Here is a 10,455-nt window from a genome sequence, read left to right as displayed (position 1 = left end):
GGGCTACAGGGGTGCTCGGGGCGGTGGGGGTGCTCGGGGCTGCGGGGGTGCTCGGGGTGGCGGGGATCACCGCGCCGGGGACGGCGTCCGGGACGGGGGGCCGCCCGAGGGCGTCCGCCACCGCCGCGGCGACCAGGGCCGCCAGCGGCTCCTCACCGCCGAAGTAGCGGCCGGGACCCTTCACCGGGATGGCGCACAGGCCCGGGCGGATCACCTCCACCCGGGGGGTGAACGCCTCCACCGCCGCGACCACCGGCTCGAAGCGGCGGGTCTCCGCCTCCGGGTCGCGGTCGCGCAGCTCCAGCTCCGGGCAGAGCCGCTGGGCCAGCTTGAGCCGCTGCCCCTGGCGCACCCCGGCCGCTCTGGCGCCCGCCGAGCAGGCGAGGATGCGCCCGGCCTCGGTGACCGCCAGCGGGGTGCCGGGGGTGTCGTCGGCCCCCTCCCCCTGGCCGGTGACGGCCGCCACCGGCCAGTCCGGGCACCAGACCACCAGCACCCGGGGGGTTCGGTCCTCGGCCATCTCAGACCACCGCCGCGACGGGCTGCTGTTCTGCCGCCTGCTGTTCTGCCGGCTGCCGTTCTGTCAGCCGCTGCCCTGCCGACTGCTGCTCTGCCGGCTGCTGCTCCGCTCGCTGCTGCTCCTGGTACGGGCGGGCCGCGCCGTGCTCGTCCGGCAGCCAGAGCCGGGCCGCGCGACCGCGCACCGCCGAGCCCCGGCCCTCGGCCACGACCTCCACCCGGCGTCCGGCGAGCTGCCCGTGGCCGTCCCCCAGCCCGAACCAGCGCCCGGAGCGCACGCCCAGCCGCAGCACCGCCCCCGGCCAGGGCCCGGCCACCAGCAGCACGCAGCCGCTGCGGCGCAGCACCGCCGCCAGCCGGGCGGCCAGCTTCGGCGGGACGGGGCCGTCCGGGCGGAGCATGATCAGGTCGACCGCACCGGCCAGGACGGACACCACCTCGGGCCAGTGCGACCCCGGGTCGTCGGCGAGCAGGAGGCGGCTGAGGTCCAGCCCGTACCCGCCGGCGGCGGCCAGCCCGAGGTCGGGCAGCCCGATCGCCGCCGCCCAGCCGCCCTCGGTCTCCCGCACCCCGGCGGCCAGGGCCAGCAGCAGTCCGGTGTCCCCGCCCGCCACGGACACGGCGGTGCCGCGCCGCAGCCCGCCGTCCGGCAGGAGCTCGCGCAGCGCGGAGGGCACCGGGACCAGGCCCCGGGTCGGCTCCCTGTGCGTCCCCGGCGTCCCCGGTTCCCCCGGCGCCCCCGGCTTCCCCGGTGGCTGGGCAGCCGGGGACGCCACCGGTCGGAGCGGCGGACGCTCGACGGTGGATTCGAAAGCAGGTTCGAAAACGGGCACAACCCCAGGATCGAACATCCGTTCGCAAAGATTCAAGTCCGACTCATCGCCCCCACTCGTCACTCTCGGTGCCCGTGACCTCGGCGAACGCCGTACGGGGGCGGCTGGGGCAGGGAAAACCGGTGGACGCCGTTCGTGTGATCGACAGACTGATCGGATGGCAATCACCGATGAGAAGACAGACCTGCGGATCTATCTCCAGGACGCCCGCGACGTCCTGCTGTGGAAGCTCGACGGCCTCTCCGAGTACGACCTCCGCCGCCCCCTGACCCCCACCGGCACCAACCTGCTGGGCCTCGTCAAACACGTCACCGGAGCCGAAGTCCTGTACTTCGCCGACACGTTCGAGCGCCCCTTCGCCGAACCCGCACCCGTGTGGTTCACCGGCGAGGTCGAGCCGAACGCCGACCTGTGGGCCCGCGCGGACGAGAGCACCGAGGAGATCGTCGGGCGCTACCGGCGGGTCTGGGCGCACTCCGACGCCGTCATCGAGGAACTGCCGCTCGACGCGGTCGGCCGGCTGCCGTTCGAGGGCCGGCCCGAGCAGACCCTCCACCGGGTCCTCGTCCACATGATCGCCGAGACCCACCGGCACGCCGGCCACGCCGACCTCGTCCGCGAACTCGTCGACGGCACCGTCGGCCAGCGCCCCGACGGCCTCAACACCGCCCCCGGCGACGCCGACTGGTGGCGGGCGCACCACGCCCGCGTCGAATCCGCCGCCCGGGAGGCCGACGGGCCCGGGGCGGGGTGACGGGCCCGGACAGGGCCTAGCGCAGGGTCACGAAGAGCCCCCGGGCGCGGGTGCCGTCCTGCCGCTGCCAGGCGCCGGCGAGGTGTCCGGATTCCGGGGCTTCGGGGGCTTCGGGGGCTTCGGGGGCTTCAGGGGCTTCAGGGGTTTCCGGGGCTTCCGGGGAGGGGGTGAGGACGCGGTGCAGGCGCAGGACCGTACCGTCCTGGGTGCGCAGCTCCGTGCCCGCCCCGCCGTCCGCGACCACGGCGGCCCCGGTCAGGGCGGGGCCTTCGTAGCGGCGGGTGACCTCGCGGTCCACCGCGTCGCTGGTGTTCTGGTCCTGGGCCTCGGCCCGGCCCTCCAGCAGGGCGGTCAACTCGGCGACCAGCACCGGGTCGTGGCACCCGTCGTACACCCAGCGCCGCCCCAGCACCCCGTGTTCCACGGTTCCCACCAGCGCGTCCTGCGCCCCGTCGAGCGGAGCGCCCCGGTACGTGAGCGGCACCAGGTAGTCCACCGCTTCACCGCCCTCACCGCCCTCACCGCCGGAGAGGTCGGTCACCACCATGAACTCGATCCCGACCTCGCCCTCCGGGTCGTCCAGCCGGAAGCCACCGGCTTTGACCAGCTCGGGCCCGCCCTCGCCCTCGCCTCCGCCGACGTACCACGGCCGGGACGGGAGCCAGGCGGTGAGCAGCTCCAGCTTGCTGGGCTTGAGGGTGGTCCGGTGGATGACGGCCATGTGGGGACCCTTCCTGGGTTCTCGTCAGATCGGTACGACCGGCTCCACCTTGTCACTCATCCCCCGAAAGGCCCAGGTCAGGAGGCAGTCGTGGTGAGCACGGAGCAGGGCACCCGGATGGCCGCCCGGTGCGCCGCGTGCGGGGGCGAGGCGGTGCGCAGCGTCGGGCAGTTCCTGTGCGACGGCGGGCGGACCCTGGCATGGAACGCCGAGTCCTTCTGCCCGGGCTGCGGCGACGCACAGTGCGAGCACTCCGGGCCCGAGCCGACGCCGCAGGACGTACGGGAAGCACTGCTGACCGCCCACGGCCCGGCGCGGCTGCGGCTCGCGGCCCCGCTCGGCGATCCGGTGGCGGCACTGCGGGCGCTGCGCGAGGGCACCGGGGCCTCGCCGCTGCGGGCGCGTGAACTCCTGAATGAGCTACGGGAGTTCGGCCTGGCCGGGACGGCGGTGGAGATGGCGTTCTGGCGGGTGCGGCTGGCCGAACGGGGTGTCGGGGCGGAGGTCGAGGAGGGGTTCGGGCGGGCCTACCGGTACGTCGGGCCGCCGGAGCTGCGGGAGGCGGGCGGCGCGCCGGGCACCCCGGTGCGGACGGCGGGGGAGTTCGCGGCCTGGGCGGGGACGGTTGGCGTGGCGGAGGAGCCGTTCACCTTCGTCGTCGACCTTGGCGGGGCGCTGAGGCTCGCTCCGCGCCGGAGTGAGCACGTGGCCTGCGCCGGCGGGGAGCCTGTGATGGGCGCCGGGGAGATCGGGTTCCAGGTGGCGGCGGGCGGCTGGGAGGTGGCGGCGGTCAGCAACCAGTCCACCGGGTACTGCCCCGACCTCGTCTCCTGGCCCGCCGTCGCCGCCGCGCTCGAGCGGATCGGGCTGCCGCACCCGGGCGGCTTCACCGACGACGTGGACGGGGTGTCCGGGCAGAACGCTAGGGTCAGGGGTGGCCAGGCGGGGTGGATGTGAAGGGGGGCGGCGGCGGATGGGGTGCGCGCGGGTGGCGGCGGGGCTGCCGGGTGGGTTGGTGCACGCGGGGAGCCGGGAGTTCCTGACGGAGCGGGGGCTGCCGGAGTCGGGGGCGTTCCTGGACTTCGGGGTGATCGGCGAGGGCCCACTGCGGGACTTCCCGTCCGGGGCGGAGCGGCTGTACGTGCTCGGTGAGACGCAGTACCGCGCGCCGTTCGCCGTCGTCGGCGGGCTGGTGCTGCTGGACGGCGTCACGGGCGAGGTGTTCCTCGGTGACGGCGGCGCGCGCCGGGACCTGCTGGCCTCCGGCCTGCCGTCGCTGGCCGGGCTGGTGCGGGAGGTCGACGCGGTGGCCGACGGGGCCTTGCGGGCGGACTCCCTGGACGGGCGGCGCGGACCGGCCGTGGTCGCCGAGGTGATGGCCGGGGCGCGGGCGCGGATGCGGGAGCTGGACCCGGCTCTGTTCGACCGACCCGCCGGCGCTCCCCCCGCGCACTGGGACACCGCGCTGCTGGTGCGGGCGCTCGGCTGGGGCGCGCTGCCCGGCGGACCGGACGGGCCGGCGTACGCGATCGGTCCGGAGCTGGTGGAGGAGCTGGCGGCGCTCACGGACGAGGAGGACGGCCCGGGCCTGGTGCACCGCTACCGTCCGGAGAGCCTGCCCGACACCCTGCTGCACGGCCCGACCCGGCGCCTGCTCACCGAGATCGGCCTGCCGACGGGCGGCGCGGTGTTCGGCGCCTGCGCGGAGCCGCTGGTCACCATGGAGCAGGCGTACCCCGAGTACTTCGACGGCGAGGAACACCGCCCCTACCAGCGGGACTTCCTCGCCCTCGGCGACTGGCCGGCCAACCTCACCATCGCCCTGGACGGCGTGACCGGCCGGCTGGAGCTGCCGGACTGGTACGACGACGGCCAGCCGGAGGCGTACCTCAACCGGGACCTCTCCGCCCTGCTCTACGCGCTGTGGACGTACGGGCGGCTGCGCGCCGAGTGGGAGCGCTGGGAGGGCAGGAGCATCCGGGAGACCTGGGCGGTGTTCGACCCGCAGTCACTGCTGAGCACGGTGGTGGACGGGCTGGTGGAGGCCGTCGACCCGGCGGCCTTCGCCTCGCCCGGCTGCTCCTGGCGGCTGCTCGCCGAGGACGGGCACCTGGGCGGCCTGCTGGGGTGATCCCGGGGCGTCGCGGCGGGTGGTTCCGGGGACGCCACGGCGGGTGGTTCCCGGGGCGGGGATGCGGAACGGCGCGCTCCCGCGTACCCGGCCGCGCCTGTCATGGCACGCCGGTACGCTGCCCCGGTGACGAACATCCGTACGGCGGGCGGCGGGCGAAGACGGGCGGTGCTGCTCGGTTCCGTGGCGCTGCTCTCCCTCGCGGCGGCGGGCACGGTGTACGGCCTGCTGTACGCCCGGTCGCTGGACTTCGACCGGCGCTGCGAGCGGGGCCTGGTGGCGGGCGGCGGGCAACTGCTGGAGACCGGAGCGTCCTGGCTGCCGCCGGACGCGTGGTGCCGGTTCGAGGAGCAGAGCGTGTCGACGACGCCGTTCTGGGCGCTACTGCTCTTCTACGCGCTGCTGACGGTGGTGGTGGGCGCCTCGACGGCGCTGACGCGGCAGCTGCGGCCGCGCCCGTACCCCGGACTGGACCTGCGGCCCGGGCAGGGCTGACCCCCCGCCCCCTCGTCCGGACGGTGCAGGGCAACAGGGTGCCGCCGTGCGCGTATTGCCGGAACCGTACGCCCTGGTTGCTGCTGGCGGTGTTGACCTTCGCCGCCGACGGCCTGGACGTGTGCCGCGCGCTGCGCCGGCACGGGGACGTGCCGATCATCGTGATCAGCGCGCGCACGACGAGACGGACCGGGTGGTCGGGCTGGAGATCGGCGCGGGAGACTACGTGTCCAAGCCCTTCGGCGTGCGCGGGGCCATCGCCCGCATCCGCGCGGTGGTGCGGCAGGTGCGGCCCGGGGAGCCGAACGGGGCCGGGGGACGTCCCGTCCCCACGCCCGACCACTACGGGCCCGGCTGACGCTGGAAGGAACGTCGGCCTCATGGGGCCTCCTATGATCAGGAGCTGTGCGGCTTCCGGAGGCGTTCGCTCCGGTGGCCTCACTCTCGCGGGGCCCGGGTTGGCGATCGTCCGGCGGACGGCAAAGGGATGACCAAGCCGCCGCCGAGACCGATCCGATTCTGTTCTTGGGAAAGGTAGTTCGAGGGGGATGGGCACGATGGACAGTGGTACGGAGGGCCTCTACCGGCGCTTCGCCGTGAACGAGGCGCACGGCAATTCGGCGACCTACGAGGACCTCGCCGAACGCCTGGCCGGGGACGGGCGGTTGATCGAACTGCTGGAGCAACTGCCGGAGGCCAAGCGGCAGCCGAACCTGCTGTTCGGCGCCGTCCGGTTCCTGGGCGGGCCGGTGACGGAAGGCTGGCCGCGGTTCCGTGCCTGGGTGGAGGCGCACTGGGCCGGGATCGCCGCGACGATGCGCGAGCGGAGCACCCAGACCAACGAGGCCGGGCGGTGCGCGACCCTGCTGCCGCTGCTGGCCTCGCTGCCGCAGCCGCTCGCACTGATCGAGGTGGGCGCCTCGGCGGGGCTGTGCCTGTACCCGGACCGGTACCGGTACCGCTACTCGGGCGGGGAGTTCGGATCCCTCGAGGAGTTCGGTGCCCTGGAAGAGTTCGGGGCCCTGGAGGAGTTCAGCGGTGCGGTGACGCTGGACTGTGCGGTCAGCGGGCCCGCGCCCGTCGGGGAGGACCTGGCGAAGCGGATGCCCGAGGTGGTGTGGCGGGCCGGGATCGACCTCAACCCGCTGGACGTCCGCTCCGAGGACGACATGCGCTGGCTGGAGGCGCTGGTCTGGCCGGAGCAGACCCACCGGCGGGAGCGGCTGCGCGGCGCCGTGCGGATCGCCCGGGCCGAGCCGCCGCACCTGGTGCGCGGCGATCTCAACGCGGCCGTACGGGAGTTGGTGGCGCAGGTGCCGGAGGGGGCGACGCCGGTGGTGTTCCACAGCGCCGTACTCGCCTACCTGACGCCGCAGGCCCGGGAGGAGTTCGCCGTGACCATGCGCGAGCTGCCCGGCCACTGGATCTCCAACGAGGCCCTCCCCGTACTGCCGACCGTCGCCGAGCGCCTCCCCCGCCACACCGCCCCGGCCCGCACCGGCCTGTTCGTCCTCGCCCTGGACGAAAGGCCGGTGGCCTTCACCGGGCCGCACGGGCAGTCGCTCGACTGGTTCGGCGCCCATGGCCCCGTCACTCCGTCCGCAGGGCCGTGACCGTCCGGGTCCGGGCCGCCCAGACGGCGGGGAGGGTGGCGCCGAGCAGGGCCAGCAGCAGGCCCCCGAGTATCAGCGGCCCCACCACCGAGAGGTCGAACACGGCGAGGTCCGAGTCGGGCACGCCGATGCCGGCGGCGTCGGCCATCGCGGGCATGACCTGGTGGTGCACCAGGATGCCGAGCGGGACGCCGATCAGCCCGGCGATCAGTCCGCTGGCGCAGACCGAGGTGAGGACCATGCCGACCGTCTGCCGGGGCGACATGCCGAGCGCCTTGAGCACGCCGAGGTCGTGCACCCGCTCCCGGGTGTCCAACAGGACGGTGTTGAGCACCCCGAGGCCCGCGACCGCGATGAGCAGCAGGGTGAGCGTCCCGGCCAGGGTGTTCATCGCCAGCATCACGATGCTGCGGTGGTTGCCGCCCGCCTCGGCCGTCAGGCCCAGCGGCTTGACCTCGGCGTCGAGCCCGTCCGTGTAGCTCCGGACGTCGGTGCCGGGGGTGAGGTCGATGTGGAAGGAGACGGCCTCGCTGTGGACCGGGTCCCCGAGCGGGGCGAGCGTCGCCCGGTCGAGGTAGACGAGGTCGTTGCTCGTCAGCACCTCGCCGGTGATCGTCGCCCGGGTGGTGCGGCCGTGGTCGGTGAGGGTGACGGTGTCTCCGACCTTGAGCTGGTTGGCCCGGAGGTAGGGGGTGCCCGCCACGACCTCCCCGGGGCCCCGGAACCAGCGGCCGGTGACCATCTGGTACCCGTCCCAGGAGGCGTCGCCGGTGAAGGCCGTCACCTGGGAGCGGCCGGTGTCGCCCTCCAGGGCCGCCGGGGACGGCACGGTGCTGTACCAGGTGCGGGTGCCGGGGCGGCCCTGGACGGCCCGGACCACGGCCGCCTCGTCCACGTGGTCGAGGGCCTTGTCCCCGTCGAAGGGGATGTCGACCATGACCGTGCTGGAGCGCCCGGCCGTCAGGCCGTCCTGGACGATGCCCAGGGAGAGCGTCAGCCCGACGCAGAGGGTGACCCCGACCGTGCCCAGGACCACGGCGGCGACCGTGGTCGCCGAGCGGGCCGGCCGGTTGAGCGGGCTCGCCAGCCCGAGGCTCAGGGCGCGCGGCCCGGGGAGCCGGTCGATCCGGCCCCGCAGACCCCGGCCCCGGCCCCGGCCCCGGCCCCGGCCCCGGCCCCGGCCCCGGCCCGAGGCGCCGAGCGCCCCTCCCCCGGTGTCGCCGCCCGTGGCCCGGCCCACCGCGAGGGCCTCGACCGTGCGCAGCCGCCCGGCCCGGAGCGCGGGCACCAGCGCCGTGCCCGTCACGGCCGCCAGTGCGGCGACGGCCACCACCACGTCCACCCAGACGGGGATGCCGAGCAGGCCCCCGCGCAGCGCCTTGTGGGCCACGCCCAGGACGGGCACCGAGAACAGGTTGCCGAACAGTACGCCGAGCGCCGTGCCGATCCCGGCGGGGAGCAGCGCCTGCCCCACGTAGGCGCGGGCCACCTGGGCCGGGGTGAAGCCCAGGGCCTTGAGGACGCCGATGCGCCGGGTGGCCGCGGTGACGGCGCCGCTGACCACCACGCCGATGATCAGCACCGACATGGCAAGGCCGAGCACCCCGAAGGCCGTGACGAAGGGGACGAAGGTGGAGGCCGTGCGGTTGGCCTCCACCCGGGCCGGGAGGTAGGAGGTGACCTTGGTGAGGGCGGCGCCGGGGACGGCGGCGGCGAGCGCGGCGCGGTCGGCCGCCACCTCGGCGTCGGTGTCGGCCCGGGCGAAGCGGTACAGGTACTGGGCGGCGGGCGTGGTGCCGGGGGCCGTGAGCCCGGCGACCTGCTCGGGGGCGATCCAGCCGTCCGCGCTCCAGGAGACGGATTCGGCGAGGCCGACCACCTTGAGCACGGGCTGCCCGGGCAGCTCCGGGAACCGCATGCTGTCGCCGACGGTGAGCGGGGAGTGCCCGTCCAGGAACACGACCTCGCCGGGGCCCGCGACCCACCGGCCGATGGTGACCCGCAGGCCGTCCATCGGGCCGTCCTGCGCCCGGCCGACCAGCGTCATCGGCGGGAGCAGGCTGCCGGAGGGCGGGATCGTGGTGTCGGCGGCGCGCGGCTGGAGGGTGAGCGCCGGGTAGGGGCCGGCCGAGGCCGTCACCCCGGGCGCGTGCGCCGCCGCGGCGAGCTGGGCGGGGCTCGCCGACGGGGCGTACAGCGCGTTGAGGTGCGCGCCGTGCTGGTCCTCGAAGGAGCGCTGGTACGGCGCCTGGGCGGCGACCAGCAGCCCGAGGGCGAGGATGCACGCCGTCACGGACGTCATCGTGGTGAGCACCATGACCAGGGTCTGCACCCGCTTGCGGCCGACCCCGGCGCGGACCACCTTGCTCAGGGCGCTCACCGCACCGCTCCCTGCTGCGACGCACCCTGCGACGCCGACGGGGAAGCCTCCGGCGCGGCCCCCGTGTCCCGGACCAGCCGGCCGTCGAGCAGCTCGATCGTCCGGCGGGCGCAGGCTTCGGCGAGCGCGGTGTCGTGGGTGACCAGCAGGATCGTCTGGCCCTCCGCGTTGAGCCCCCGCAGCAGGTCGCGGACGTCGGCGGCGGAGGCCGTGTCCAGCGCCCCGGTCGGCTCGTCGGCCAGGAGCAGCGGCGGACGGTTCATCAGGGCCCGGGCCACGGCGACCCGCTGGCGCTCGCCGCCGGAGAGCCTGCCGGGCAGCGCCCCGGCGTGCCGGGCCACCCCGAGCCGCTCCAGCAGCTCGGAGGCCCGCGCCCGGGCCTCGGCCCGGCCCATGCCCGCCAGCTGGGCCGGGAGCAGCACGTTGTCCGCGACCGTCAGGTCGTCCAGCAGGTTGAAGAACTGGAACACCATGCCGATCCGGGTGCGCCGGTACTCGGCGAGCGCGGCCTCGCCGAGCTCGTGGACACCCACGCCGTCGACCTCGACGGTGCCCTCGCTGGGGCGGTCGAGCCCGGCGATCAGGTTCAGCAGGGTGGACTTGCCGCTGCCCGAGCGGCCGAGCACGGCCAGCGCCTCGCCCGCACGGACCTCCAGGTCCAGCCCGGCCAGCGCGGGGCGGGCGGCTTCGGACCTGTCGTACGTCCTGCCGACGCCGCGCATCCTGATGATCGGCGCGTTCACGAACCCTCCAAGATCGTGGGACCGGCCCGGGAACTCCGGTCCGGCTGACGGAATCTGACGGGACATCACGCTAGGTAGTCGACCGGGTGCGTCGACAGCCGTCTGAACGGTGTCTCAGGGGTGTATCCAGATACACCCCGAACTGGGTGTTCAGACCTAGAGCACTCGGCCGTCCCAGCCGTGCAGACTTGGCGACCGACAGATCGGGAACCGGGCTCACGGGGGCTCCGGGATCACGACTCCGGGCCGCCGCCCGGGGCCGGAAA

9 protein-coding genes and 2 pseudogenes are annotated in these 10,455 nt (G+C 75.2%); 6 read left to right on the top strand and 5 right to left on the bottom strand.

From position 1 onward, the window contains the following. Window positions 1-520, bottom strand: a pseudogene (locus IH61_RS0126580) (hypothetical protein); the annotation flags it as partial. 1 nt (window position 521) lies between these two features. Further along, window positions 522-1,196 (bottom strand): hypothetical protein, encoded by a 675-nt coding sequence (locus IH61_RS41435; protein WP_051838054.1) that lies wholly within the window; start codon window positions 1,194-1,196, stop codon window positions 522-524. Between the two features lie 313 nt (window positions 1,197-1,509). Here IH61_RS41435 and IH61_RS0126570 point away from each other — a divergent pair, with 313 nt between their 5' ends. Next, window positions 1,510-2,106: a DinB family protein gene (locus tag IH61_RS0126570; RefSeq protein WP_031074210.1), complete on the top strand. Its 597-nt coding sequence runs from the start codon at window positions 1,510-1,512 to the stop codon at window positions 2,104-2,106. Window positions 2,107-2,122: 16 nt separating this feature from the next. Here IH61_RS0126570 and IH61_RS47170 read toward each other — a convergent pair whose 3' ends face one another. Continuing rightward, complete coding sequence (locus tag IH61_RS47170; protein ID WP_031074208.1) at window positions 2,123-2,827, bottom strand: maltokinase N-terminal cap-like domain-containing protein; 705 nt, start codon at window positions 2,825-2,827, stop codon at window positions 2,123-2,125. 93 nt (window positions 2,828-2,920) lie between these two features. On the opposite strand from IH61_RS47170, the gene IH61_RS43200 reads away from it, so the two are divergent. From IH61_RS43200 to IH61_RS0126540, 5 genes and pseudogenes are all read left to right on the top strand, one after another. After that, the gene (locus IH61_RS43200) at window positions 2,921-3,784 is read left to right on the top strand and encodes a hypothetical protein (protein WP_158845314.1); all 864 of its coding nucleotides are present in this window, start codon (window positions 2,921-2,923) and stop codon (window positions 3,782-3,784) included. Between the two features lie 58 nt (window positions 3,785-3,842). Continuing rightward, window positions 3,843-4,958 carry an SUKH-4 family immunity protein gene (locus IH61_RS0126555; protein ID WP_031074204.1) on the top strand — a complete coding sequence of 372 codons (1,116 nt, stop codon included), beginning with the start codon at window positions 3,843-3,845 and terminating at the stop codon, window positions 4,956-4,958. Between the two features lie 126 nt (window positions 4,959-5,084). Beyond that, window positions 5,085-5,453: a hypothetical protein gene (locus IH61_RS41430; protein WP_158845312.1), complete on the top strand. Its 369-nt coding sequence runs from the start codon at window positions 5,085-5,087 to the stop codon at window positions 5,451-5,453. Between the two features lie 107 nt (window positions 5,454-5,560). Next, window positions 5,561-5,805, top strand: a pseudogene (locus tag IH61_RS44860) (response regulator); the annotation flags it as partial. 205 nt (window positions 5,806-6,010) lie between these two features. Continuing rightward, window positions 6,011-7,066, top strand: coding sequence for a DUF2332 domain-containing protein (locus tag IH61_RS0126540; protein ID WP_051838062.1), 1,056 nt, complete (start codon window positions 6,011-6,013; stop codon window positions 7,064-7,066). Here the strand turns inward: IH61_RS0126540 and IH61_RS49695 are convergent. After that, window positions 7,044-9,446: an FtsX-like permease family protein gene (locus tag IH61_RS49695; RefSeq protein ID WP_031074200.1), complete on the bottom strand. Its 2,403-nt coding sequence runs from the start codon at window positions 9,444-9,446 to the stop codon at window positions 7,044-7,046. The two genes, IH61_RS0126540 and IH61_RS49695, sit on opposite strands and share 23 nt — an antisense overlap. Next, a complete protein-coding gene (locus IH61_RS0126530) occupies window positions 9,443-10,168 on the bottom strand; it encodes an ABC transporter ATP-binding protein (RefSeq protein WP_031074199.1) in 726 nt (241 codons plus the stop codon). Before IH61_RS0126530 ends, IH61_RS49695 begins: the two co-directional genes overlap by 4 nt. Window positions 10,169-10,455 lie beyond the last annotated feature (287 nt).

The sequence above is a fragment of the Streptomyces sp. NRRL WC-3742 genome (assembly GCF_000720635.1).
In the GTDB taxonomy this organism is placed as follows: Bacteria; Actinomycetota; Actinomycetes; order Streptomycetales; family Streptomycetaceae; genus Kitasatospora.
This window is presented reverse-complemented; position numbering and strand designations above follow the sequence as displayed.

What these genes read in the sequence shown, in the direction of transcription:
- IH61_RS0126570 (WP_031074210.1), top strand. Translation starts at nt 1,510, where the DNA reads ATGGCAATCACCGATGAGAAGACAGACCTGCGGATCTATCTCCAGGAC.
- IH61_RS47170 (WP_031074208.1), bottom strand. Translation starts at nt 2,827, where the DNA reads ATGGCCGTCATCCACCGGACCACCCTCAAGCCCAGCAAGCTGGAGCTG.
- IH61_RS0126540 (WP_051838062.1), top strand. Translation starts at nt 6,011, where the DNA reads ATGGACAGTGGTACGGAGGGCCTCTACCGGCGCTTCGCCGTGAACGAG.
- IH61_RS0126530 (WP_031074199.1), bottom strand. Translation starts at nt 10,168, where the DNA reads ATGCGCGGCGTCGGCAGGACGTACGACAGGTCCGAAGCCGCCCGCCCC.